This is a genomic window from Exiguobacterium sp. PFWT01, from assembly GCF_018255795.1.
Taxonomy (GTDB): domain Bacteria; phylum Bacillota; class Bacilli; order Exiguobacteriales; family Exiguobacteriaceae; genus Exiguobacterium.
On sequence record NZ_CP073755.1, the window covers coordinates 226,832 to 250,293 of the forward strand.

General features: G+C 48.5%; 26 protein-coding genes and 1 pseudogene. 12 read left to right on the forward strand and 15 right to left on the reverse strand.

Annotated features, from left to right (window positions below; all coding sequences use genetic code 11):
- Positions 1–474: 474 nt before the first annotated feature.
- The gene (locus KD909_RS01350; RefSeq protein ID WP_167365511.1) at positions 475–639 is read left to right on the forward strand and encodes a hypothetical protein; all 165 of its coding nucleotides are present in this window, start codon (positions 475–477) and stop codon (positions 637–639) included.
- A gap of 25 nt (positions 640–664) precedes the next feature.
- Here the strand turns inward: KD909_RS01350 and abc-f are convergent, their stop codons facing one another.
- Positions 665–2,509: a ribosomal protection-like ABC-F family protein gene (gene abc-f / locus KD909_RS01355; protein WP_211782126.1), complete on the reverse strand. Its 1,845-nt coding sequence runs from the start codon at positions 2,507–2,509 to the stop codon at positions 665–667.
- Positions 2,510–2,836: 327 nt separating this feature from the next.
- Here abc-f and KD909_RS01360 point away from each other — a divergent pair, with 327 nt between their 5' ends.
- On the forward strand, positions 2,837–3,736 hold the full coding sequence (locus KD909_RS01360; protein ID WP_211782127.1) for a DMT family transporter: 900 nt from the start codon (positions 2,837–2,839) through the stop codon (positions 3,734–3,736).
- Between the two features lie 43 nt (positions 3,737–3,779).
- Here KD909_RS01360 and KD909_RS01365 read toward each other — a convergent pair whose 3' ends face one another.
- From KD909_RS01365 to KD909_RS01380, 4 genes are all read right to left on the reverse strand, one after another.
- A complete protein-coding gene (locus KD909_RS01365) occupies positions 3,780–3,971 on the reverse strand; it encodes a hypothetical protein (RefSeq protein ID WP_074035480.1) in 192 nt (63 codons plus the stop codon).
- A 13-nt stretch (positions 3,972–3,984) separates the two neighbouring features.
- Positions 3,985–4,890 carry a Gfo/Idh/MocA family protein gene (locus KD909_RS01370; RefSeq protein WP_211782128.1) on the reverse strand — a complete coding sequence of 302 codons (906 nt, stop codon included), beginning with the start codon at positions 4,888–4,890 and terminating at the stop codon, positions 3,985–3,987.
- 63 nt (positions 4,891–4,953) lie between these two features.
- Positions 4,954–5,676: an anti-sigma factor gene (locus tag KD909_RS01375; RefSeq protein ID WP_211782129.1), complete on the reverse strand. Its 723-nt coding sequence runs from the start codon at positions 5,674–5,676 to the stop codon at positions 4,954–4,956.
- Positions 5,673–6,233, reverse strand: coding sequence for an RNA polymerase sigma factor (locus tag KD909_RS01380; RefSeq protein WP_211782130.1), 561 nt, complete (start codon positions 6,231–6,233; stop codon positions 5,673–5,675). Before KD909_RS01380 ends, KD909_RS01375 begins: the two co-directional genes overlap by 4 nt.
- Before the next feature lie 163 nt (positions 6,234–6,396).
- Here KD909_RS01380 and KD909_RS01385 point away from each other — a divergent pair, with 163 nt between their 5' ends.
- Positions 6,397–6,546, forward strand: a complete 150-nt coding sequence (locus tag KD909_RS01385) for a hypothetical protein (protein ID WP_211782131.1) — start codon at positions 6,397–6,399, stop codon at positions 6,544–6,546.
- 85 nt (positions 6,547–6,631) lie between these two features.
- Complete coding sequence (locus tag KD909_RS01390; protein ID WP_211782132.1) at positions 6,632–7,432, forward strand: HAD-IIB family hydrolase; 801 nt, start codon at positions 6,632–6,634, stop codon at positions 7,430–7,432.
- Here KD909_RS01390 and KD909_RS01395 read toward each other — a convergent pair.
- Together KD909_RS01395 and KD909_RS01400 are read right to left on the reverse strand one after the other, a co-directional pair.
- Positions 7,378–7,683, reverse strand: a complete 306-nt coding sequence (locus KD909_RS01395) for an RNA polymerase sigma factor (RefSeq protein WP_211782133.1) — start codon at positions 7,681–7,683, stop codon at positions 7,378–7,380. The two genes, KD909_RS01390 and KD909_RS01395, sit on opposite strands and share 55 nt — an antisense overlap.
- A gap of 155 nt (positions 7,684–7,838) precedes the next feature.
- Positions 7,839–8,054 (reverse strand): hypothetical protein, encoded by a 216-nt coding sequence (locus KD909_RS01400; RefSeq protein ID WP_012727536.1) that lies wholly within the window; start codon positions 8,052–8,054, stop codon positions 7,839–7,841.
- A gap of 121 nt (positions 8,055–8,175) precedes the next feature.
- Here KD909_RS01400 and KD909_RS01405 point away from each other — a divergent pair, with 121 nt between their 5' ends.
- From KD909_RS01405 to KD909_RS01415, 3 genes are all read left to right on the forward strand, one after another.
- Positions 8,176–8,409: a WYL domain-containing protein gene (locus tag KD909_RS01405; protein WP_012727535.1), complete on the forward strand. Its 234-nt coding sequence runs from the start codon at positions 8,176–8,178 to the stop codon at positions 8,407–8,409.
- Positions 8,406–8,606: a helix-hairpin-helix domain-containing protein gene (locus tag KD909_RS01410; RefSeq protein ID WP_211782134.1), complete on the forward strand. Its 201-nt coding sequence runs from the start codon at positions 8,406–8,408 to the stop codon at positions 8,604–8,606. The genes KD909_RS01405 and KD909_RS01410 overlap by 4 nt, the downstream gene beginning before the upstream one ends.
- A gap of 151 nt (positions 8,607–8,757) precedes the next feature.
- A complete protein-coding gene (locus tag KD909_RS01415) occupies positions 8,758–10,215 on the forward strand; it encodes a UDP-N-acetylmuramoyl-L-alanyl-D-glutamate--2,6-diaminopimelate ligase (protein WP_211782135.1) in 1,458 nt (485 codons plus the stop codon).
- A gap of 144 nt (positions 10,216–10,359) precedes the next feature.
- Here KD909_RS01415 and KD909_RS01420 read toward each other — a convergent pair.
- A pseudogene (locus tag KD909_RS01420) lies at positions 10,360–11,705 on the reverse strand (IS1182 family transposase); the annotation flags it as partial.
- A 396-nt stretch (positions 11,706–12,101) separates the two neighbouring features.
- Here KD909_RS01420 and KD909_RS01425 point away from each other — a divergent pair.
- Positions 12,102–12,446 carry a YflT domain-containing protein gene (locus KD909_RS01425; RefSeq protein WP_012727532.1) on the forward strand — a complete coding sequence of 115 codons (345 nt, stop codon included), beginning with the start codon at positions 12,102–12,104 and terminating at the stop codon, positions 12,444–12,446.
- Between the two features lie 67 nt (positions 12,447–12,513).
- Here KD909_RS01425 and KD909_RS01430 read toward each other — a convergent pair whose 3' ends face one another.
- On the reverse strand, positions 12,514–13,506 hold the full coding sequence (locus KD909_RS01430; protein WP_211782136.1) for an MDR family oxidoreductase: 993 nt from the start codon (positions 13,504–13,506) through the stop codon (positions 12,514–12,516).
- 143 nt (positions 13,507–13,649) lie between these two features.
- Here KD909_RS01430 and KD909_RS01435 point away from each other — a divergent pair, with 143 nt between their 5' ends.
- On the forward strand, positions 13,650–14,072 hold the full coding sequence (locus tag KD909_RS01435; protein ID WP_012727530.1) for a hypothetical protein: 423 nt from the start codon (positions 13,650–13,652) through the stop codon (positions 14,070–14,072).
- An 18-nt stretch (positions 14,073–14,090) separates the two neighbouring features.
- Here KD909_RS01435 and KD909_RS01440 read toward each other — a convergent pair whose 3' ends face one another.
- The 4 genes from KD909_RS01440 to KD909_RS01455 form a co-directional block, all read right to left on the reverse strand.
- Positions 14,091–14,300, reverse strand: coding sequence for a hypothetical protein (locus tag KD909_RS01440; protein ID WP_012727529.1), 210 nt, complete (start codon positions 14,298–14,300; stop codon positions 14,091–14,093).
- Between the two features lie 82 nt (positions 14,301–14,382).
- On the reverse strand, positions 14,383–15,090 hold the full coding sequence (locus KD909_RS01445) for an SDR family NAD(P)-dependent oxidoreductase (RefSeq protein WP_211782137.1): 708 nt from the start codon (positions 15,088–15,090) through the stop codon (positions 14,383–14,385).
- Between the two features lie 11 nt (positions 15,091–15,101).
- Positions 15,102–15,491: a GNAT family N-acetyltransferase gene (locus KD909_RS01450; RefSeq protein ID WP_211782138.1), complete on the reverse strand. Its 390-nt coding sequence runs from the start codon at positions 15,489–15,491 to the stop codon at positions 15,102–15,104.
- Positions 15,488–16,504, reverse strand: coding sequence for a serine hydrolase domain-containing protein (locus KD909_RS01455; RefSeq protein WP_211782139.1), 1,017 nt, complete (start codon positions 16,502–16,504; stop codon positions 15,488–15,490). Before KD909_RS01455 ends, KD909_RS01450 begins: the two co-directional genes overlap by 4 nt.
- A 118-nt stretch (positions 16,505–16,622) precedes the next feature.
- Between KD909_RS01455 and KD909_RS01460 the strand changes: the two genes are divergently transcribed.
- Positions 16,623–17,576, forward strand: coding sequence for a GGDEF domain-containing protein (locus KD909_RS01460; RefSeq protein ID WP_211782140.1), 954 nt, complete (start codon positions 16,623–16,625; stop codon positions 17,574–17,576).
- Positions 17,577–17,596: 20 nt separating this feature from the next.
- Here KD909_RS01460 and KD909_RS01465 read toward each other — a convergent pair whose 3' ends face one another.
- The gene (locus KD909_RS01465; protein ID WP_196431361.1) at positions 17,597–19,375 is read right to left on the reverse strand and encodes a solute:sodium symporter family transporter; all 1,779 of its coding nucleotides are present in this window, start codon (positions 19,373–19,375) and stop codon (positions 17,597–17,599) included.
- Between the two features lie 114 nt (positions 19,376–19,489).
- Complete coding sequence (gene mgtE, locus KD909_RS01470; protein WP_211782141.1) at positions 19,490–20,848, reverse strand: magnesium transporter; 1,359 nt, start codon at positions 20,846–20,848, stop codon at positions 19,490–19,492.
- 321 nt (positions 20,849–21,169) lie between these two features.
- On the opposite strand from mgtE, the gene arcA reads away from it, so the two are divergent.
- Both arcA and argF read left to right on the forward strand, forming a co-directional pair.
- Positions 21,170–22,399, forward strand: a complete 1,230-nt coding sequence (arcA, locus tag KD909_RS01475; RefSeq protein ID WP_031422019.1) for an arginine deiminase — start codon at positions 21,170–21,172, stop codon at positions 22,397–22,399.
- 21 nt (positions 22,400–22,420) lie between these two features.
- On the forward strand, positions 22,421–23,449 hold the full coding sequence (gene argF / locus KD909_RS01480) for an ornithine carbamoyltransferase (protein ID WP_211782142.1): 1,029 nt from the start codon (positions 22,421–22,423) through the stop codon (positions 23,447–23,449).
- Positions 23,450–23,462 lie beyond the last annotated feature (13 nt).

Here is a 23,462-nt window from a genome sequence, read left to right on the forward strand (position 1 = left end):
ACGGGGAGGCACTTTCGTCACCTGTCGCTTATGGATGAAAGGGATGGGCAAAGTCCATATGAACGTGAATCGTGTATTCCAAACGATGATGCGTCGGCCTCTGCTTGCCATACGAGCAAGCATACCAGACAGACTGTTTGTATACGGAATTCCACATGATCCGCGTCAGAAGTGGACATCATAGGTGCCAAGTCCTCTCGTGCCCATTCAATCAAAATGTCTATGAGTCACCTATTCGATTTCATGTTTTCGAATGAAAAACAATTGGTGAACCAATGGACGATGAACGGATTGGAATGATGCGTCACGTTGGCTTGGACATCTCTAGTCGAACCAAATCATGGATGGGACGGTCAATCGAGCAAGGGCTTGGTTGGATGAAAGTCCGGGGACTAGAGAATCAAGAAAAGCGCCGAGTGAGGGCGCTTTTCTTGTGGTATCCTATTGAGTGAATGCAACCGATGGAGGGATTATATGCCAAAGCTATATTGGTTCGGAACGTTCCTTAGTGGAGTGATTCTTTTGACAACGGGAACGATGGAAGGTCTTTACCGCATACTCCCAATTGGGTTGATGGCTATCGCGGTCATCGGCTATTTCATACAGATTCGATTCGAGCAAAAGAAGCGGCGCCCTTGATTGGGTGCCGCTTCTCTATATTAGGTTATAAAGATTCGAGCAAACGTGTCATCACGTCATCGATTTCTTTTTGCAATGCATCAACTTGTCGTTGTAACGCCATCAATTCATCAAGGTCATCCAATTCATTCATCCGTTGGAGCAGTGCCCGATGTTCTGTCTCTAATTGAGTCAGGTGAGTTTCCTCATCAACCGTAGATGGAGCGGGTTTCGTCTGCTTCAGCGATTTTGATCGTTTGATGTGTTCCGTTTTAGGTTCATCTTTCGATTCCTGTCCACGTTTGTCGAGGGCATAGGCGACGTTACCTTCGAAACGTGTCATCGTCCCGTCGAGCCAATACGTGATAGGGAACAGCTTATTCAAGAAGTAGCGGTCATGGGAAACCGTAACGACCGTTCCAGGGAAACGTTCGAGTGCCTCTTCAAGTGCCTCTCTCGATTCGATATCGAGGTGGTTCGTCGGCTCATCTAGGACAAGGACATTGATTTCTTCATGGACGAGGATGGCAAGCATGAGTCGCATCTTCTCCCCGCCGCTCAAATTCGTGACCGGTTTAAACACACTCGCGCCGTAAAACAGAAATTGAGCGAGAAGGTGTCTCGCTTTGCCTTCATCGACTGCAATCCGATCCCGAAACGCCTCGATTAAGCGATGAGATTCGTCGAATGTGATGTGTTGCGATAGATAGCCGATTTTGGCTTGGTCGGCTCGCCTTACGGTTCCGGCTTGCGGGATAACTTCACCGAGCAATATTTTCAAAAACGAAGACTTTCCACTCCCGTTCGGTCCGACGATGGCGACGCGTTCCCCGTGCCCTGTGTAGAAGTGCACGTCTTCAAACAGAGGACGATCATAGATAAGTGTCACGTCATTTACTTCGAAGACGTCGCGCCCGGTTCGCCCGTTCGTCGTGAACTGGATATTCGGTTGCTCGGCTTCGAGTTGTGGTCGTTTGATTCGTTCAATTCGTTCGAGAGCCTTTTCCATCGATTTGGCGCGACGATAGAACTTTTCATTCGGCGGATTGCCCTCGTTGGCCCATTGCCGCAACTGTCGAATCGTTTCTTTCATTTTTTTAATTTTCTTCTGTTGCTCCGTGTAAGCGTGAAACTGGTCAAGCAACTGTTTTTCTTTTTGGGCAACGAAGTCCGTATAATTCCCAGGATAACTCGTCAATTCTCCATCCTCGCACTCGACGATTCGTGTGGCGACCGCATCTAAGAAGACCCGGTCATGGGAGACGATGAGGAGCGCTGAATCGTAATCCTGTAAATAGGATTCGAGCCAAGTCATCGCTTCTAAATCTAGATGGTTCGTCGGTTCGTCCAAAATGAGTAGTTCTGGTTCTTGAAGGAGCGCCAGGGCGAGACCGATTTTTGTACGCTCGCCCCCGCTTAGCGTATCGAACGGTTGGTCCACGAATGAGGTCAATTTGAGTCCATCAATCATTGCGCTGATTTTTGACTCGTAGACATATCCACCCGCATGTTCGAATTGTTCTTGGATAGCACCGTATGATTCGAGAAGGCGTTCGAGCTGTTCGGACGTCGCCATTTCTTGCTCGAGACGAGCCATCTTTTCGCTTAGACGAATCACTTCCTCAAACGCAGTGTAGAGGACGTCACGACCACTGCGTCCAGGGTAGTCAGGAAGCTGCACCAAATAGCCGATAGAGAGTCGTTGTCGGCGGTAAATCGTACCGGCGTCATGCTCTTCAGAGCCGACAAGGATTCGTAAAAGCGTCGTTTTGCCACTGCCGTTTCGGCCGACAAGACCGACTCGTTCGTTTTCGTTCATGAATAAATTCGCATCTGTGAGAACGGTGTGCCCACCGTATTGTTTTTGAATGTGTTGAAGATCGATCAACATAATAGGTTCCTCCTAAAGTTAGGGCCTATCAAAAAAACCGAGCACAAAGAAGCGCTCGGTTTAGAAAGAGAGAGGCGCTTTGTCGTGTATTCAGCAATGTCTAAAAAAGGACAGACGGGTCCCTTGATTAAGCGACATCGTGAAAAATCGCACGCAAAATGTACAAATGTTCAGTTGTCCAATGCGTACGTCCGACAAATTTCACCTTTCTCCCTCCTTTCATTCATCTATGTCTTGATTGTAAGCGTTTTTCTTACGACTGACAATGAAAATAAAGGAAATGGAAGCAAGGATGTCGTATATAGTCGCCATCGAGGAGGCGAAGAAATGAGGAAAGAATGGCTAGGAGCACTCAGTTTGACCCTTGCGGCGAGTATATGGGGCGGGATGTATGTGGTCAGTAAATATGCGCTCGCATATATTGAACCGTTCACGTTCGTCTGGTTACGATACGCTGTTGCATTTATGGTCCTTTTCGTCGTTTGGTTTCGGTTTGGACGGGAATCGATTCGACGGGCGGATTGGAAGTGGATCGGACTCGTCGGCGTCATTGGATACGTCGCTTCGATTTCGTTTCAATTTATCGGAACGAAGCTATCGGATGCACATACCGGCTCCCTTGTGACCGCAGCGACACCAGCTTTCATGGTCTTATTTGCCCGAATCTTATTGAAAGAACGACTGACTCCTGTCAAGGTTGGAGCGCTTGGGTTGGCAACGGTCGGTGTTCTCATCGTCGTCGGTTGGGAAGGGGAAGGGACGTATCGCTTAGGCAGTTTTATACTCGTATTAGCCGCCGTGACGTGGGCGCTCATGTCCATTTACGTCAAAATCGGAACACAGACCTTATCGACGTTGACACTGACGACGTTTGCGATTGGAGTTGCCTGGTTGTTGATGACCCCTTTGATGAGTATAGAGGTCATTCAAAACGGCTTTCCAGAATTGAATGGTGTCCTTTGGCTCAGTGTCCTATATATCGGTGTCGTGTCGACGGCAGGGGCGTTCTTCTTCTGGAACAAAGGACTCGAGTTGATGGATGCGAGTGTCGGGTCACTCTTTTTCTTCTTCCAGCCTTTGGTCGGAGGGACGCTCGGATGGCTCGTCTTGAATGAAACGCTCCATCTGAATTTCTTTATCGGTGCCGGTTGTATCATGACGGCCGTGACGTGGTCGACGCTCGCGGAACGGCGACAACAACTGCCGATTTCAAACCGTCATCTGTAACGACAAAGCGGTTGCCCTCATTTTGGAGGGTGACCGCTTTTGATTAAAATCCATGATGATCAAGTTTGTCTTGTTCGCGTTTCATTTCGAGTTCAAGCCGTTGGATGGCGAGCTTCTCTTCTTCAATTTTTAGGCGACGCTCTTCGACACGCGCTTCTCTCGTTTTAATGATTGTATTGGCGCCGACCGATGAAACGACAATCACCATGACCATGATGTAGAAAAAGAAATCCATGTGTATCCCTCCTTTAGTTGATTAAGTTCGTGACAAGCCGCTGTGTCTCAAGGGCAACACGACCGTCTGTTAAAATCGCTGTATCCTCGACGAGTGCGGAAATGAAGTGGTCAATCGCGCCTTGGAATCCTCGTTGCACGAGTGTCGTGTCCCATGAACCGAACGTTTCGACTTCATGTCGACCGTGCTTGAAACGATGTAGCGTGACCATCTCTTCGACGGACAATCGTTCCCCATCCCGTACAATCGAGACGTGCTCATGGTTCGCTCCGGACGTGCGATGCATCGATGTCGTGTGCATTCCGTGCTCATCTTGCCATACGTGGCGGGCGAATCGAAGCTCATGCTTGTCATTGACGTCGACGTGACCCGAGACGAGTGTGAGCTCATTACCAGCGAGGAAACGTAACGTATCAATGACATGCAAGTAATCATCGAGTAAGGTGAAGGTCGCATCCTTAGGACCGACATCGTTCTCTCGATGTTTTACCACGTCAATCATGTGGACAGAGGACTCGCTTTGAAGACGCATATACAGCGGAGCGAAACGTCGATTGAACCCGACCATCAATTTACGCCCAAGACGTTCAGCTTGAATGACGAGTTGTTCCGCTTCCTCGATTGTTTCGGCGAGAGGCTTATCTACATAAACATCGACGCCGTGCTCTAATAAATACGATACGATGTCATAATGGGTTTCCGTTGAACTATGTACGAACGCTGCATCGATGGATGAGGCGAGTTCATTCAACGTGTCGAACGAGGTCATTCGATACGTTTGGCAAATCATGTCTCGCTTAGATGTGTTCGGGGAAAAGGCGCCGACCACCTCGATTCGAGGATGAATCGAAAGGATGGGTAAATACGCTTTTTGAGCGATATTTCCAAGTCCGACAATACCGATTTTTGGTTTTTGCATCCCATTCACTCCTTTAGTTCATCATATCAAAAAACCGGACAACGAATGTGTCCGGTTCAATGATTAAAGACTGGCACTTAAGACGATTTCACCTTGTGGCGTCTCATTTCCGCGATTCGGTTCTTTTGTGACGGCGACGGTATCCCAGTCGACGTCGACTTCATCCGAGTCGAGTGTGTAGATGACCGTCCCGTTCCCTTTGTCATCGGTGACGAAAGCGCCGGTCGGAATCGGGGCACCATCTTTTAAGAGCCATACTTGATACACCTCATTGGCATCGAGTGAGGCTAGGCCGTTCGTTTGGACGATCAGTTGTGTCGTCCCGTCCTGCTCTGCAAGATAAGCGGTCCCTTCAGATTCGCCGTCGAGTGGAATCGTTTCGGTTAATGCGATGCCAGGGGCATCAGGTTGATTGGTAAGCAAATATCCATTCCCAATCAAGGAGAGAAGGAGTGCCGCTGCTAAAGCGACCATTCCCCAGACCGGTACGTTCCGTTTCTTCTTCTGTTTGAACGGTGTCGCCGGTGGAACTGATGTAGAAGTGTCGGTTATTGTGACGGGTTCATTGTCTTCTTCTTCGAATACACGATCGAGGACACGCGCTTTCATGCCTCGGGGTGGCTCAGTCGGAGTAGACAAGAACGCGACGCCACCGACAAGAGCTTCAAGTTGTTCGAGCTCTTCTTGACAGTCCTTACACGTTGCCAGATGTTGTTCAAATTTCATTCGCTCTTCTTCAGTTAAATGTTGGTTGAAGTAGTCAATCAATTGGTCGCATGCGTTCATTGTTCTACCTCCTTTCCGATGAATTCATGGGATAACTGTTTCCTCAGTTGCCTCAGCGCCAGTCGAATCCTTCCTTTTACCGTTCCGAGCGGGATGCCACATGCATCAGCAATTTTTTGCTGGCTCAATCCTTGAAAATACATGAGTCGAACGACCTGCTGTTGTTCGGCTGGTAATGTGGCCATGGCTGTCTCGATTTGGGCGCGCTCTTCTTGCCACTCGACTTCTTTCTCGACGGACGGTGAGTCGGAAGGGATGGCCTCAGCGTAAGATTCATCTAATTGTAAATCCGGTTTACGCTTCCGAATTAAATCAATGGCCACATGACGGCTCATTGTGAAGAGCCAAGAACGAAATTTTCCTTTTGACTCATCGTAAACGCCTCCGCCACGCCAAAGCTTGATGAATACTTCTTGCATGGCTTCTTCGGCCAAATCACGATCTTTTGTCAGTTGTAGGACAAATGCGTATAAAATGCGTTCGTATCGATCATACAATATTTCGAGCGCTTCTTTGTCCTTTTTCCTGACACGCTCATATAACTCTAAGTCAGTCATAACATACTCCTTTGCGCAGAAGGGATGTCCCTTGTATTGATCTAACGTATAAAATCGAAAAATGGATGCCTATTTTGTGTGACTATTTATTGAACATGTCACTGCTTGATCCGGAAGCTTCGAATAGATGAATAATCTTAATTTCTCTGAAAGAAGGTAGGTGATGACACTTAGCCCAATCGCCGTCATCAGCATCAATCCGATTGCGGTTAAGGGAGCGCTCACCGTCGCCCAAAAGAAGTATGTGCGAATGCCAAAAAGAAAAGAAAAGACAATAAGGAATCCGGTAAACAAGCTACTCAATTGGCAATAAGTCTGAGCGAGTCGTGAAATCATAAGATGCCTCCTTTGTTTCATTGTACTATAGGAGAAAGAGAAAACGATAAGGAGACGAGATTATGAAGCGATTTACGAATGAAGGACACACCCTCGTATGCTTTGATTTTGATGAAACCTACTTTCCTCATGCATGTACACCAGATCAATTGGCATCCGTTCGACGGCTCGAAGACTTATTGGAACGCTACTCCCATCAATTGTCGACGATGTGGGTGACGGGTAGTTCACTCGAATCGCTACGTGAAAAAGTTGAGCAGGCAAACCTTCGCTTTTGGCCACACCGTATCGCTTCAAGTTTAGGTACGGAATTGTATCGGATTGACCTAGACGGAACGTTTTCCTTAGAAAAACCGTATCAAGCGTCATTCCCAAGTGACTTTGTATCTCGTGTGGAACGTGTTGCGTCACAGATTGGACAGATGCAGGTTGAACTAGAGGCGCAACCGGGTTTTGGGACGAGTCCTTGGATCCGGAGTTATTACCTCCGTGACCAAATCGGGTCTTGGAGTGAAACATTTCGCATGCTAGCTGATCAAGAAGGGATTGCCGTCAATATCAGCCGATGCAATCCGAAGGCAGGTGATCCGATGGATGCATGGGATATTGATTTTTACCCGCTCCATGCCGGGAAAGAATCCAGTGTTCGATATGTATGCGCCACTGCTTCCTTTTCACGTAAAGATGCGTATGCGTTCGGCGACAGTGGAAATGACCTTGGGATGTTAGCGCATGTTGGAAAAGGCTATTTAGTGGGCAATGCGACCGAACAGGCAAAACAGATGTATCCAGAGATGACAACAAAACCTTATGCAGAAGGGATTTTAGAAGTATTGGAATCTGATTTGTCCTCTTTCATATAGTGCATGATTTCCTCTAAAGAACGGATGAGGGTCGCACGAATCGTTTCGGAATGTGGATTGAAGTCGAGACGTTGTTGCCAAATCCGACAAAATAAATCGGTCATGGCCGCCTCTGCAGTTGCAGGATGGTTATTCAGATGAAGCGCATATCGATAAAGCAAACTTTCATAGCGCGTGTATAAATGTTCTAAGGCTTGGCGATTTTTAAGACGGATTTGATCGACCAGGCGTTCATCGAGTGTAGGAAGCATATGCAACTCCTTTCGTATGGAATGAAGGTTTCAACGATAAAAGAATCAGGAACTTTACTCAGATAAAGCATCCTCTCTGTTCTTTCACTCATTTGCTCCCGTTCAAACCAAGGAATATGAAGAATAGCGGTCGAATATGCATACCCTACAACGATTCAAAACGTGTGATAACAATTCGGGCAAGTCTGTGCATCTCCCGGCGCGCGTTTAAATGATGTTTTACACTTCGGACAAGTGACGGTCTCACTCTGTTGATTGAACAGACTGCCACGATTGAATAAAATGTTGCGAAGGTTTGGTAACGCCAGTGCAGCGAAAATCATGGCCCCAAATAAAAAGGCAGCCAAGATCAGTAACAATACATAAGTCATCGTTTTTTTCCTCTCTCATTTGATTTCCTTCATCATAATCGAAATTTGAATCAGCGAACAGCTTATCAATAGAAATGGGAACAAATGTTCTGTATAATGAAAATAAAGGAGGGAAAACAGGATGAGAGAAGAATTGTTACGATGGATGCGTTCGGGACAAGTCACAGAAATGGTGTATGTCGATCGACATGGGACATTTTCAGAGCGGCGGGTCAAACTGATTAAAGTGCAAGGAGAGTACGTGGTGGCATGGGATTTGAATAAACAAGCGAGACGAACGTTTCGAATCGAGCAAGTTCTTGCCTGTCTTCCCATCAACGAACGATTTAGAAAGCGAAAGGCGGAGATTGGATGATTGCTTTACCAACGTTAGCAGCGCCAGCTAAAAGGGCACTAGTCGCTAAAGGAATCGAGTCTCTGCATGAATTGTGTCCCTATACACGCCGTGAGGTTGCGAGTTGGCATGGAATCGGACCGAATGCCCTTCGCGTCCTTGAGCTAGAGCTATTAAAACATCACTTAGCATTTAAGGAAGAGGAACCTAGTACGTGAATGAAACGTCTAGGTTTTTTTTGTGAAGTGATTGCTTTCCTTTGAAAACGGGAAGTAATATATTTGTCATCTCAATTGCCGTTAAAATCTAGTAACATGACGATAAGGTTTTATGAACCTAGCGACACCCATGAGAAAGGACGTACACAGCATGAGAACGAAACGTTTATCCGCCATTTTACAAAATGAGATGGATGACATCTTTGATCCATGGGTGACCGGAGTCGAAACGGACTCTAGGAAGGTCAGTTCAGGGAATGTCTTTATTTGCATTCGCGGCTATACGGTTGACGGTCATAAGTTCGCAGAAGACGCCGTCGCCAACGGTGCGAGTGCGGTCATCTCAGAATATCCACTCGATCTCGATGTACCAAATGTGGTTGTTGCCGATACGAAACAAACGGCAGGAGCGGTTGCGAGTGTATTTTATGATTACCCCTCTCATCGGATGCGTATATACGGTGTGACAGGAACGAATGGAAAAACTACGACAGCGACATTGACTTATGACTTGTTGCGTCTTTCAGGACGTCGTGCCGGAATCGTGAGTACGATTGGCGCGCGTTTTCATAATCAAACGATTGAGACAGCCAATACGACACCAGAAGCCGTCGTCTTACATCGCATCTTAGCAGAGATGGTCGATGCAGGCGTCACGGATTGCGTACTTGAAGTATCATCGCATGCCTTGATGGAAGGTCGCGTAGCGGGAATCCACTTTCATGCGGCCGCGTTTACGAATTTGACGCATGACCATTTGGACTACCATCGTTCGATGGATGAGTATGCCCGAGCCAAAGCGCGATTGTTTGAACAGGTGGAAGTGACGAACGGTGAGGCGATCGTGTTAAATGCGGAAGATCCGGCTAGTCATGTCATGGCTGAGTTTGCGCCGACACGTCGAGCGATTATGTATAGCACGACAGTAGATTTAGAGGCTGATGTACAAGTCATCTGGCGTGACGAGACGGTACTCGTCAGGATGAAGGAGTTCAAACTCGAAGTGCCCGTTCGATTCATGGGGGCGTTCAATGCGGCGAACTTAGCAGCGGCAATCGGGCTCGTGTCGACTTCGGATATGGCGTTACGAACCATCGTTTCAAATGTTCCAGGACTCACTTTGCCAAAAGGGCGGTTGGAACGTTTGGCTACAGAGGATGCTGAGATTTATATTGACTATGCCCACACACCAGACGGGCTAGAGAAATGTCTATCCACATTGCAACAAGACGACCGTGCACTTGTCGTCGTGTTAAGTGCGGCAGGAGACCGTGATCCTACGAAACGTCAAGATATGGGACGTATCGCAAGTCGCTATTCGAACGAGGTGATTGTCACCGTACATGATGTCCGCATGGAAGACCCAAAACAAATCATTCGTGATTTAGTAAAAGGTATCCAACCAGATGTGAAGTATGTGACGTTTGAAGCAAGGGAAGAGGCCCTTCGACATGCGGCCACGCAAGCGTTAGAAGGAAAGCGTGTCGTGGTCGTCGGAAAAGGACATGACCACATTGAACGAATCGGTCGACAGTCAATTCCATTCAATGAATCGAACATTTTATTGGAAGAATTGAAAAAACGAAAAGGCCAAGAGCCTGCCGTTTAACAAAACGATGACGTTTGTCATCGTTTTCAGGCTGTTGACGAACCAAATCGCATATGGCGATTTGGTTCGTCTTTTTTTATGTTCAACGAGCTTGAGGCGTTCTGCCCGACAAAAGATTGAAGAAATGTTATGTAGACGGTCCTTTCTGGCCAACAGGTTGGCCAGCTTCTTCATGTTTTGTGCGGTGGCTGCCACCAGATTGGCGCGTTGGACCTTCGCGGTCCCCCTGTAGAAGGTGAAACGGAGCCCGTGGAGCTCTTTCCCATCGGCGAACGAGCGCTCGACGGTCTGCGGCCGCAGTCGGTAGAGGGATTTCCCGGACGCGGACAGGCGGTTCTCGTTCACCTGCTCGCGGTAATGTTCATCGACGTGGCGTGTGATGTCCCTTCGGTGCGTCCGGCTGGACGTGCACTTCTCGAGGAGAGGGCAGTTCTGACAGATGGAGGGGTCGGAGACGTAATGGTGATAGCCGTGGCGGTCCGTCGTCTGATAGGTGAGGCGCTGTCGCGCCGGACAGAGATACGCATCTTCCTCGGGCAGGTACGTGTACCGGGTCTTGCGGAACATCCCCTTCTTCCCACCGAAACGCCTCCGGGCGATGACCCCGAAGATGCCCCGTTCGACGAGCGCCTTCGCGATCCCGGTCGTGAAGTAGCCTGCATCGAGTGCGACCGCCTCGAGCGGGAAATGGAAACGTTCGAGGACATGGTCGAGCCGATTGAGATAGACGGTGCTGTCCGAGACGTTCCCGGGTGTGACGTGTACATCGACGATGAAATTGTGCTTGGCGTCGACCGTCCGATGCGCCAGCCAGAAAAAGCCTTCCGGCTTCTGGTCACGATACATGTATCCCGCATCCGGGTCGGTCCGGCTCATCTTGACGAGCCGGCGCTCCCTCTTCTCAGATGCCGGTTTCAGTTCTTTTTTCCGCGTTCGGCCCGTTCCTCGTTCACGCGGGTGAGAAGCTCGTCCTCGATCGCACCGACGACCCGTTCGACCTCTACCGTGTCGAATTTCTTCTTGTTCGCGTTCGCCCGGATGTGCGTGGAATCCGTGATCAGGATGCGTCCGGAGACGAGACCGTGAGATTCCGCCTGTCGGACGATGTCCTCGAAGATTTGTTGGAACACGTCGTTCCCCTGAAAGCGTCGGCGGTAGGCCTGGCTGATCGTCGAATGGTCGGGAACCTTCTCATCGATGCCGAGACCGAGGAACCAGCGATAGGCGAGGTTCGTCTGAACCTCCTTCACGGTCTGGCGCACGGAACGGATGTTGAACAGGGGTCCGAGTAGGATGATCTTGATGATGATCTCCGGATCGATGCCGGGCGTCCCGGTGTTCGAATAGAGCGGGGCGCAGAGCCGGTGCACGATCGAGAAGTCGATGTGACGGTCGAGTCTCCGGACGAGATGATCCTGCGGGACCAGCTGGTCCAACGTGGTCTTCGACTGGATCGGTTCATGTCGTTTCTCAGAATGGGCGCGATACATATCGGGTTCCTCCTTTTGATGACGGGCGAACTTGGTGTTTACCTTCTTCTTTCCCCGTTTGTAAGGGTTCGAAGTATGTATCGGGCTTTTTCTTCGGCCATCGAGGCCTCAGAAAAAGACAAATGGCCGCCAAAGGTGGCGACCATTCGTGTGACTCGTCCCACGGCGCCCCGACTCCTGCAGGAAAGCAATCCGACGGAGACCCAGCAGCGACCTGAGTCGCGATGCGGCTCCGGGATTGCCTGCGGAAAGCGTGGGCGCCGGAAGGACGAGTTCGAACATCTTATTTGTCAACAAGCTGAAAACGATGACGTTTGTCATCGTTTTTTAATGTGTGAAGAATGTGAAGGAAGGTAATACCTAGTAATGTAGTAGAATTGAAGGAGGAGAATAGACATGTCAGTTTTGTACAAAGAATTTACAAATGATGAAGAAGTCGTTACCGCCGTTCAATCGATGAAAACAAATGGGATTGATGAATCCAACATCTACGTCATCACACATGACGATGACCGGAGCAAACGTGTCGCGGATAATGCCGATGCGAACACCGTCTCGGCAAGTGACGTCGGTTTGGGGACAGCTGCCAAAAACGTGTTCCGCAAAAAAGGAGATGAACTGCGAGCCGATTTTCAGGAGCTCGGCTTCACAAAAGAAGAATCAGAGCGTCTCGAAGAAAAGTTAGATCAAGGGAAGGTACTCGTTGTCGTGAAAGACGCACCTGCCGGATTCACCATCTGATTTCACACCATGGAGAATAGAGAGGAAAGAGGCTGAATCGTGAGTGATTCAGCCTCTTTTCATGTGCTTAGCGAAGGCGGACGACGGTACGACCGCTCAATTCGCCACGCATCATCGCTTCGGCGTGGCGAGGGACGTCGTGTAACGGAATCTCATGGATCATCTCATTGAGAACTTTCGGATCGATGAGTTCTTCGAGACGTTCCCATGCGTTCGTACGACGAACCATGGGTTGCATGACCGAATCGATGCCGATGAGCTTCACGCCGCGTAAGATAAACGGATAGACGCTCGTTGGCAACTCGGCGCCTCCGACGAGACCGCATGCGGCGACAGCACCTTCATATCGTATCTGACTCAAGATGTTGGCGAGTGTATTTCCACCGACCGAATCAATGGCGGCATCGAAACGTTGCTTGGCGAGGGGACGGGCAGGGCCTTCTAATTCGCTTCGATCGATGATCGTCTCGACACCGAGTGAGCGTAAGTATGGTGAATCTGTTTTGCCGGTGGAGGCGACGACATGGTAGCCGAGGCGACGAAGCAACGTAATCGCGAAGCTTCCGACACCACCTGTCGCGCCTGTGACGAGCACTTCTTCACCCGGATGCACACCAGCGTGTTCGAGTGCATCAATGGAAAGCATGGCGGTGAGTCCTGGTGTTCCGATGGCGATCGCATCCCGCATGCTCATTCCTTTCGGTAACTTCACGAGCCATTTCCCCGGCACTTGCGCATACTGGCTAAATCCACCGAAATGCCGTTCCCCAATCCCGAAACCAGTGGCAATCACCTCATCGCCAACTTTGATGTCGAGGTGGTCTGATTCGACGACAGTTCCAACGAATTCGCATCCCGGAATGAACGGATAGCGATTGACGATTTTTCCTGAAGTCGTCAATCCGAGCGCGTCTTTATAATTCAATGCGGAATAGTGGACTTCGACTAAGACGTTTCCATCCTCTTCTTTCGGAAGGACGTCGGCGTTCACTTCTTTTACTTCGGCATGAAGGCGTTCCTCGTGTTGGTCTAGCACGAGTGCTTGGAATGATTCATTCATCTGCTTAACCTCTTTTCCTATGGATGTCCTCACTGTAACACTCTTTCCCTCGCAAAATGAAATATATGCACGAATCTTTAGGGGGAATGGGGGAGAGAGTGGTACAATAGAGGGGATTCAAATTGCGTAAGGAGGAATGTAGTATGCGGCACGATGACTATGAGTTTGACGATGTAGAAGTAGAAGAAGGCGAATTGTTCAACGTATACGATATTCTCCCACCAGACGGGACGATCCTGGAGATGGCGACAGCTGAGGAAATGGTTCGAGCGGCCGAATTAGAAGCGAAGCATCATGCGCTTCAACGGCTCCAAGATTCAAACTTCCAGTTAACAGGCGTGTCGTTCAAAGAACTTCTGACAGAATTTGAACAGTATGAGCAAGAGTCAATGGAGTTCTGGACAGGTGTTTATAACCGATTACGCATTCCTTGGGCGTGGACGATTCGAATCGATGTGGCCAATGGTCCGATTCACGTCGTGAACGATCGCGATATCTTTATCGATGAAGACGACTTCGAAGAATATGATGTTGATGATTTATTAGAGGAATACGAAGAAGATTGAATCAAAAACGTCTTTCCCTCATTCAGATGGGAAAGACGTTTTTTTGTCGTGGAGCAGGTCGTGACGGATCCGACTGAGTTCAGTCGCCCCAAATAACAAGCCGACACTACATAAAATTGAGACACCACTCACCATCGCCCCGACGACGGCGGTATCTCCAATCATTGTGAATGACATGGTGAGGCTGAACAGTCCAAATAGCAGTAATCCTCCAGCAATTGTTTTCATAGAATTCACCCTTTCACGTAGCTATGCATGTAGTGTAGACGGTTTGACGAGAGAAGGGTGTTTCTTTTTTTTACCTGGTAAATTATTTAATCAAGTCGTAAATCGAATACGTCTTGCCATTTTCTAGAGGGCGGTCAATCAACTGTTCAGCAAATACACGAGCAACCGTCTCAGGAGAGCGGAGTCGTCCTTCTGTTTCGTATGAGCGGAATTGTTCAAGGTCAGCGAACGCCTCTTTCGAAGAAGAACGAATCTCTGCCTGCATGGACGTATCCATCACACCTGGATTGAATAGAGCCGCACGATGTGAGGTTCCTTCTAGCTCTAGTGCAAGTGTCTCTGTGAAATGATCGAGTCCTGCTTTCGTGCCACAATATGCGCTCCAACCTGAGATCGGACGCTTAGCAGCGCCAGACGTCACATGAATCAACTCAGTCGGCTTATCGAAAGCGAGGACCGCATTCGCCAGTAGCATCGGCGCAAGCAAGTTAGCGTGGACATGAGCGGTCACTTTCTCACCATTTAATTGTCCGACACGATGAATCGGTTCAATCCATGCTGCATTTTGAACGAGCAAAACCGAATCAGCCCGCTCTAGAAACGGTGTGATCTCCCGAATGACTGCATCAATCCCCGAGACGTTTGATAGGTCGACTGATCGTTGCTGATACGTAACGTCTTCCGCCTGTGAGCGAGAGAGCCCGACCACCTCGTAATCTCTAGCTTGTAGTTCCTGAGCGATTGCGCGGCCGAGACCACGTGATGCGCCGGTAATGAGAGCAAGTTTCATATCCATTCCTCCTATTCGTGAATCGTTTTTCGAAACCCATAAAACGGACGGAACCGCAATCTTTCATAATATGTGTGCGAGTTTTGACTTGCGAGCATCTCAAGCCGTGTGTCTGGATAAAGTGTATGGACGTGTTGGAGTAACTGTTCGCCAAGACCACGTCTACGATATGTAGAAGCGACCAACAGTTCACAAACATACAAACTGACTGTCGTATCAGTCAATCCGCGCAAATAAGCGACAATCTTTCCCTCTTCACATTCCATTACATAGGCGATATTGGATTGACGCCATGCCTCACGGGTCAACGCGTCACGTTCTACCAATTGGCTCCAACCTTCATCGCGATTAAGTTGTTGAATCGAGTCAAAGTCTGATTCCATATAAGTACGAATGTTCATTCAATCCGTTCTCCAATCTGCATTTCAATCTGTTTCATGACGTCGAACGCCCCATCTGATTGATTTGAACAAATGACCGAGATGGTATCGATTTCTGGATAGTAACCAGAATGGAAACTGACACCAGGGTCATAGCCCATCACGTGATATTTATAGACATCTCCCGATGTGTGATGTTGAATCCAAAGTCCGTATCCATAACTTCCGCCGCGGTCATTAACCGTCACGTGTGGTGTGAGAAGGAGGGAGGTGGATGCGGCGTCCAGTAGCTGATGTGAAAACAATGCTTTCCAAAAACGGGTCATATCTTGAACGGTCACAAATGCGCCGCCATCTGCTCCTCCTTTGATCGGAATCGCATATTGGTTTGTACGCCACGTGCCGTCCGAGTTGTCGATATAACCGAGCGCTGTTTTAGCAGGCAAGGCATCGAGTGAAAAGTATCCGGAAGCGGTCATACCGGCAGGCTGAAAAATCGATTGTTCGACGTAATCGGTGAAAGATTGTCCGGTCACTTCCTCGATAATCAACCCTAACAAAATATACCCCGCATTATTGTAGGAGAATCGAGAACCCGGTTCGTCCTTCATGGTTTTTTGTTGAAACAGTGGTAGAAAATCACGTAACTGTTGAAGTCGATACATCGGAATATCACGCCATAACGCTTCGAAGTCATCAGAGACGGATTCATCAAAATAGTCAGGGATTCCCGACGTGTGCGTCAACAGTTGATTCACGGTGACGTTTGGTGACAGATGAGGTAAGGCGAATGTTTGAAATGAGCCAAGCGAGGTGGAAAAAGATAGTTTCCCCTGCTCGACTAACTGGCAAATCGCGATTGCTGTAAACAGCTTGCAACCGGACGCGATTCCGAACCGTGTCGTCACGTCATGCTGAATCTGTTCTGAGCGATTCGCATAGCCGTATGACTGGTGGATCGATCCGTTTCGATTCGTGACCAAATAGACACCCGAACATGTCTCGTCGATCGATGGATGTGTGAAATGTGTCATGAGAAACCTCCGTATATTGAGTGATTCAATAAGTCGACTATATCATGTCGGTCACAATCTCTCTTAAATTTACTCAATTTTCAAAAAAACATTTACCAAATAACAGGAATTGAGACAGGTGTCTGACCTCGAACGTGGTACGATATGGGCGAACAGAGAGGAAGTGGATTCAATGACGTTATTCTTCTGGGGGATACTCGTTGGATTTTTGATTGCCTTGTGGCTATATAAACGTCCACAGCCACATGCACCGGCTCTTTCGTTTATGCATTTCGGGAATCAAACGAAAGATGTCATTTACATTTTTGAAACAAAACCGACCTGGCGTTTCCGATACATCAGTCCTTCTTTAGATTTATATCTTGGAGAAGGAACGGTGATGCGAAGTTATTCAGATGCACAAGAGTGCTTTCGGAGAATCCATCCGGATGATCGACGTCTCTTGCTCGATAAAGTGGCGGGACGCGTCAATTATGAAGAAGCGATTCTTCAGCGATGGCGGACGAATGACGGCGCTTATGTATGGTTCGAGGAATATACGACACCAATCTATGAGAATGGTGAAATCGTAGCGGTTCAAGGTGTGATTCGGAACATCGAAGCAGCCATGACCGAGCGTGAACGTCTCATGTACGAAAGTCGCCACGATAGTTTGACCGGTGTCTTCAATCGTCGGGCGTTTGAAGAGACGATTGCTCAAGCTGAAAATGTGTGTAACGTTGGAATCATCGTGCTGGATGTGAACGATTTGAAAGTCGTGAACGACGAGGAAGGACATTCTGCTGGTGACCATTTGTTGAAACGAGTCGGGACAATCCTACAAGACATCGAATCCTCCGTATATCGGTTAGGGGGAGATGAATTCGTCTTGTTTCTAGAGATGATGCCTGAGGACGCATGTGAACGAATGGTTCGTCAAATCGAAGTGACTTGTGAACAAGAATCGATTTCTGTCGCCATCGGGTTGGCGTGGGCGTCTCGTCCGGAAACGATTGAGGCGCTTTGGCAACGTGCGGACGATGCCATGTATGAACGGAAGCGACAACAAAAAGTAGACCTCCTTGACGTGTAAGTTCAAGGAGGTCTATTGGTTTAGCTGCTTTGTTCTTTTACATCGGACGGCTCTTCACCCAAATTGTTTAGATAGCGTTCATAACGAGAAATACCATAGCGGTAAGATGCCCAGATGAGCCCGGACGTTATGACGACAAGTCCCACTGTCAGTGGAGCAAACCATCCGGAAACGATGCCGTTCGCATAAGCGAGTCCAATTGGCGAGAAGACAAGGTAAACGAAAATCATGGAAGCGACGAGCAAAATGGATGTCGAAAGGGCATGACGCCATGGTTTGACTCTCCCTAGTTCGATTCGGATCGGATTTGCTTGAAGCATTGGTCGCACACGCGCAAATACGAGCATGATCCCCGTCTCGATGACGAAGAGGATTCCGTAAATATGGATAAAGTTGATGCCGATTTCGACACCGAACCATTGTTTCGTCCCCCACACGAGGAAATAGTAGGCGATGACGTGGAAAAAGACGACGGTCTTCGCGGCGATTGGCGGCACACGTTTGACAAGCATCCCGATTAAGACGATGACGAGAATCGGAATATTAAAGAAGCCGGTGAAGCGACGAATCAAGTCCCACAAGCCATCTGGCGCATACATAAGATTCGGGGCGACAAAGAACGAGACGAGTGCAACGAACGTCCCGAACCATTTGCTGACACGGATCAAGTCTTGGTCAGAGGCATCCGGTTTGAACTTCGGTTTGTAAATGTCGAGAACGAAAAGCGTCGCGATACTATTCAAAAGCGAGTTGAACGAGCTGAATACGGCACCGAGCAAGACAGCGAGGAAGAAGCCCATGAGCCACATCGGTAACAGCTCGGCAATCAAACTCGGATAAGCGAGGTCTGCCTTCTCAACGTTCGACCCGTATAAGTGAAACGCGATGACACCAGGTAACAACATAAAGATTGGAACGAGTAACTTCAAATAGCCGGTAAAGAGAACGCCTTTTTGACCTTCTGCTAAGTTTTTTGCACCGAGGGCCCGTTGAATCACGTATTGATTCAGTGCCCAATAGAATAAGTTCGCAAAAATCATTCCGGTAAAAATGGATAGGAACGGGACTGAGTCGTTGGCTGAGCCGATGGCGTTCAACTTTTCTGGATTCGTCGTCGCAATCGTCTTCATCCCGTCCAATAAATTCCCGTCCCCTAGTGCGAGAAAGCCTAGTGTCGGAACGAGGAATCCAATGATGATGAGTCCGATCCCGTTCAACGTGTCCGATACGGCAACGGCACGAAGACCTCCGAAGATGGCATAAATCGCCCCGATAATCCCAATGAACCAAACGACGAGCCAAAGGGACTGCTCAAAGCTGATGCCGAGAAGGGCCGGCACATCGAACAGTTGCAGGACGGCTAATCCACCCGAGTACAGCATCGATGGAATCGTCACGCACATATAGCCGAGTAGAAATAACAAGACAGTCAATCGACGAACGTCCTCGTCATAGCGTTGACTTAAAAATTCAGGAATGGTCGAAATTCCGATGCCAAGAAAACGTGGCAACAAAAAGAGCGCCATGATGATGGCAGCGATACCGGCCGTCACTTCCCATGCCATCGCTGACATGTTGCCGGCGAACGATTGGCCATTCAAGCCAATCAATTGTTCCGCTGACAAGTTGGTCAACAGGAGCGATCCCGCGATGAAGACGCCTGTTAGACCGCGACCGGCCAAGAAGTAATCGTCGGCGCTTTCGACTTTTCCTCTCGTCATGCGATACGAGACGTAAGCGACGAGCGCCATGAACAGGGCACCGGTCACGAGTATGTAGAGTACTTGTTGAAATGTCATGAAATCCCCTCATTCCTTACTTATGTTTTATATGTATTTTTAGGAAATACCCTAAAATGTTGTACTGTAGTCATTTTGATCAGAGAAAATAAAAAACACTCGATGTCTCGAGTGTTAAAAGAATTGGAGCATAGACGTCGCAACCGTGAAGTAGATGATGAGCCCTAGATTGTCCATCAGTGTCGTGATGAATGGTCCCGAGGCCACAGCAGGATCTAACTTCAGCCGATTGATGAGAAGCGGGACAATCGTTCCAATCATCGTGGCGACACTCAGTGCGGCGAAGATAGAAACTCCGACAATGAAACCGATCAGCATATTGTCGTATAGCAGCGTGATGACGCCAAAAATGACAATCATACACGCAATCCCTAAGATGATGCCGGTTCCGAGTTCGCGTCGAATCATCTTCATAACGTTCTTTCGATTGATGGTCCCGAGTGCAATTGAGCGCACAGCGACGACGAGTGATTGCGTGGCTGCGTTCCCGGCAGAGCCCATGACAAGTGGCATGAAGACAGCGAGAAGCACAATCGTTTCAAGGGTGTCTTCGAAACCGCCAATCGTCGAAGCTGTAATCATGCCGAGAAACATGAGGCTGACAATCCAAGGGGCACGTTTTTTCGCTGCTTCAAGCGGGCTCATGTTGATATCAGACGAACCCTTTGTCGCGGAGAGTTCTTCAAAGTCTTCGGTCGTTTCGCGCTCGATGACGTCTAATACATCATCGACCGTGATGATGCCAAGTAGCTTTTGCTGATCATCGATAACGGGAAGGGCCAACAAATCGTACTTCTGGACAATCCTGGCCAAGTCTTCCTGGTCGGTCATGACGTTTGCCGAAATGACGCGGAACCCCATGATGTCTTCAATTTTCGCCTCGAGTGGTGCGACAATCAAATCACGTAAGGAGACAACACCAACCAGTTGGTGCGCTTGGTCGACCACATATAGGTAATAAATCGTTTCGGCATCTGGTCCGAGTTCACGCAACTCTTCAAGGGTCAGTCCGACCGTCTTATCAGCTTGAAGGACGACGAACTCGGTCGTCATGAGCGATCCAGCCGTTTCCTCCGGATATTGCATCAAGTCTTTGACTTCTTTTTCCTCGATATCATCCATCTGCTCAAATAGCGTGTCCATGAACGCATCGGGTAGTTCCCGCATCAAGTCGGCCGCGTTGTCCGAATACATTTCATTCAAGATTCGGACGGCATACGGTTGGGGTGTTTCTTGGATGAATGTACATTGCTCTTCTAACGTCAGCTTTTCAAATAGATCGGTGAATACCTCGGGGGAGATGGTTCGATACACGAACGACCGCTCATCTTGAGTCAGTTCGATAAAATGATCCGCCTGTTCACCCGGGTGGAGGGAGAGAAAGAGGTCTTGAAAATCGACCGGGTCTCCCTTTTGAATCAATGTGCGAAGTGCTGCTTCATGTTCGTTGTATTCCGTTTCTTCAATTTTCATATGCTCACATCCTGATCTCTCACGTTTTCAATTTATTTTACGGTGAATTAAAAAAGTTTCTGCTTTTTTTAGGGCGATGCTATACATCAGCCATACATCTTATTTCCCTTTGCCATCGTCCTGATTTCTAGAGCATTGTTTGTTCATTCACATGAGTGAACATTTATTCAGATCAATGCGGAATCGACAACAGATGAACTGTCGGATTAGACATTCGCAAATTTGGTAAAGTGATAAGGTAAGGGTAGTCACACACCCGAATCACAAGGAGGAAGCGAGATGATCTCAATGACGAATCAACCGATTTCACAAGATACGACGCTGAAACATCCGATTCATGTGTATTCAGAAATTGGAGAATTAAAAACGGTATTACTGAAGCGACCGGGCCGGGAGTTAGAGAACCTTACTCCAGAATATTTAGAGCGCCTCTTGTTCGATGATATTCCCCATTTGCCGGTCATTCAAAAAGAGCACGATTATTTTGCGAGTGCGCTTCAAAATCGTGGTGTGGAAGTCCTTTACCTCGAAAAACTAATGGCCGAAACGTTATCACTCCCTGGTGTGCGCGAAAAGTTTGTCGCGGATATCTTATCGGAGTCCAAATCAAATATCAACGGTTCTTACGAAACATTAAAAGAGTATTTACTCGATTTTGATAACGAAATGTTGATTGAGACGGTGATGGCCGGTATCCGGAAATCGGAAATCAAACCAGAAAAACGCCGACATCTGCATGAAATGATTGAAGATACGTACCCCTTCTTTTTGGATCCAATGCCAAACCTCTACTTTACACGAGACCCGGCCGCTGCAATCGGTCACGGACTCTCCATCAACCGCATGAAAGAACCGGCACGTCGCCGTGAATCGCTCTTCACGCAATACATTATGCGCTATCACCCACGCTTTGCAAAACATGATGTTCCCATCTGGTCGGACCGCGATTATCGGTTTGCGATGGAAGGGGGAGACGAACTCGTCTTGTCGAAAGAAGTCGTCGCCATCGGCATCTCGGAACGAACGACCGCGCAAGGCATCGAGCGTGTCGCCCTCAACCTACTCAAGCATGGAGACAGCTTCAAAAAAGTCATCGCCATCGAAATTCCAAAATCACGCGCCTTCATGCATCTTGATACCGTCTTCACGATGGTCGATCATGATAAATTCACCATCCATCCGTTCATTCAAGGACCGGAAGGGAAGATGAACATTTTCGAGCTCACGCTAAACGCGGAAGGTGAACTTCAGATTGCTCAGCACTCGGATTTGTTGAAGGTGTTAAAAGACGTCCTTGGCTTACAAGAGGCGACGTTGATTCCTTGTGGCGGTGGCGATCCGATCGCAGCGGCTCGCGAACAATGGAATGATGGATCGAACACGCTCGCCATCGCCCCGGGTGTCGTGGTCACGTATGACCGAAACTATGTCTCGAATGAGTTACTTCGTAAAGAAGGCGTCGAAGTAATCGAAATCATGTCGAGTGAACTATCGCGCGGACGTGGGGGTCCACGTTGCATGAGTTGTCCGATTATCCGCCAAGACATCTAAATGTGATAAGGAGGAAGCAGTATGTCTACAACGTTCAATTTTGATTTGAAAGGTCGTCATTTTTTATCGCTAAACGAGTTTTCGGGTGAAGAAATCAACTACTTGATCGATTTGTCTGCTGCATTCAAACGTCAGAAAAAACAAGGTGTTCCACATCGGATTTGTGAAGGTAAAAACATTGCCTTGCTCTTTGAAAAACCATCGACGCGGACGCGGTGTGCGTTTACCGTTGCTGCCATCGATTTAGGGATGCATCCCGAATATTTAGGCAAGAATGACATTCAATTCGGGAAGAAAGAATCGGTGCGCGATACCGCAATCGTCCTCGGGCGCATGTTTGACGGCATTCAGTTCCGTGGCTTCGCCCACGAGACGGTCGAAGGTCTTGCGAAAGACGCCGGCGTACCGGTATGGAACGGCTTGACCGACTTGTATCACCCGACCCAAATCTTGGCTGACTTTTTGACGGTGAAAGAACAAAAAGGAGAACTTGCCGGAATCAAATTCGTGTACGTGGGCGACGGACGGAACAACATGGGCAACACGCTGTTGATCGGTGGTGCAAAAGTTGGGATGGATATGCGGATCTGTGCACCGAAATCGCTCTGGCCATCTGACGAAATCGTGAACTATGCGAAGTCGGTCGCTGCTGAAACCGGTGCTGTGATCACCTTGACGGAGCGCATTGAGAAAGCGATGGATCAAGCGGACGTCGTCTACACGGATGTCTGGGTATCGATGGGCGAGGAAGCGGCATTCGCAGAACGGATTGAACTGTTGCGACCATATCAAGTGAACATGGACATGCTTCAAAAGAGTGGCAATCCAGACATCATGTTCTTACATTGCCTCCCTGCCTTCCACGACTTAGAAACGGAAGTCGGTCGAGCGATTCACGAACAGTACGGTTTGACGGAAATGGAAGTGACCGATGAAGTGTTCCGCAGTCGTCATTCGTTCGTATTTGATGAGGCGGAAAACCGGATGCATACCATCAAGGCGGTGATGGCGGCGACGCTCACGGAGACACGCGAATGGCTTGATCGTTGACGAGGAGGGGATT

Coding starts and splice junctions, on each gene's coding strand:
- KD909_RS01410 (WP_211782134.1), top strand. CDS start 8,406: ATGATTGCTTTACCAACGTTAGCAGCGCCAGCTAAAAGGGCACTAGTC.
- KD909_RS01360 (WP_211782127.1), top strand. CDS start 2,837: ATGAGGAAAGAATGGCTAGGAGCACTCAGTTTGACCCTTGCGGCGAGT.
- argF (WP_211782142.1), top strand. CDS start 22,421: ATGTCTACAACGTTCAATTTTGATTTGAAAGGTCGTCATTTTTTATCG.
- KD909_RS01365 (WP_074035480.1), bottom strand. CDS start 3,971: ATGGATTTCTTTTTCTACATCATGGTCATGGTGATTGTCGTTTCATCG.
- KD909_RS01425 (WP_012727532.1), top strand. CDS start 12,102: ATGTCAGTTTTGTACAAAGAATTTACAAATGATGAAGAAGTCGTTACC.
- KD909_RS01465 (WP_196431361.1), bottom strand. CDS start 19,375: ATGACATTTCAACAAGTACTCTACATACTCGTGACCGGTGCCCTGTTC.
- KD909_RS01415 (WP_211782135.1), top strand. CDS start 8,758: ATGAGAACGAAACGTTTATCCGCCATTTTACAAAATGAGATGGATGAC.
- KD909_RS01350 (WP_167365511.1), top strand. CDS start 475: ATGCCAAAGCTATATTGGTTCGGAACGTTCCTTAGTGGAGTGATTCTT.
- abc-f (WP_211782126.1), bottom strand. CDS start 2,509: ATGTTGATCGATCTTCAACACATTCAAAAACAATACGGTGGGCACACC.
- KD909_RS01375 (WP_211782129.1), bottom strand. CDS start 5,676: ATGAACGCATGCGACCAATTGATTGACTACTTCAACCAACATTTAACT.
- KD909_RS01370 (WP_211782128.1), bottom strand. CDS start 4,890: ATGCAAAAACCAAAAATCGGTATTGTCGGACTTGGAAATATCGCTCAA.
- KD909_RS01440 (WP_012727529.1), bottom strand. CDS start 14,300: ATGAAAACAATTGCTGGAGGATTACTGCTATTTGGACTGTTCAGCCTC.
- KD909_RS01405 (WP_012727535.1), top strand. CDS start 8,176: ATGAGAGAAGAATTGTTACGATGGATGCGTTCGGGACAAGTCACAGAA.
- KD909_RS01450 (WP_211782138.1), bottom strand. CDS start 15,491: ATGAACATTCGTACTTATATGGAATCAGACTTTGACTCGATTCAACAA.
- KD909_RS01400 (WP_012727536.1), bottom strand. CDS start 8,054: ATGACTTATGTATTGTTACTGATCTTGGCTGCCTTTTTATTTGGGGCC.
- KD909_RS01430 (WP_211782136.1), bottom strand. CDS start 13,506: ATGAATGAATCATTCCAAGCACTCGTGCTAGACCAACACGAGGAACGC.
- KD909_RS01385 (WP_211782131.1), top strand. CDS start 6,397: ATGACACTTAGCCCAATCGCCGTCATCAGCATCAATCCGATTGCGGTT.
- KD909_RS01435 (WP_012727530.1), top strand. CDS start 13,650: ATGCGGCACGATGACTATGAGTTTGACGATGTAGAAGTAGAAGAAGGC.
- mgtE (WP_211782141.1), bottom strand. CDS start 20,848: ATGAAAATTGAAGAAACGGAATACAACGAACATGAAGCAGCACTTCGC.
- KD909_RS01445 (WP_211782137.1), bottom strand. CDS start 15,090: ATGAAACTTGCTCTCATTACCGGCGCATCACGTGGTCTCGGCCGCGCA.
- KD909_RS01395 (WP_211782133.1), bottom strand. CDS start 7,683: ATGCTTCCTACACTCGATGAACGCCTGGTCGATCAAATCCGTCTTAAA.
- KD909_RS01380 (WP_211782130.1), bottom strand. CDS start 6,233: ATGACTGACTTAGAGTTATATGAGCGTGTCAGGAAAAAGGACAAAGAA.
- KD909_RS01455 (WP_211782139.1), bottom strand. CDS start 16,504: ATGACACATTTCACACATCCATCGATCGACGAGACATGTTCGGGTGTC.
- KD909_RS01390 (WP_211782132.1), top strand. CDS start 6,632: ATGAAGCGATTTACGAATGAAGGACACACCCTCGTATGCTTTGATTTT.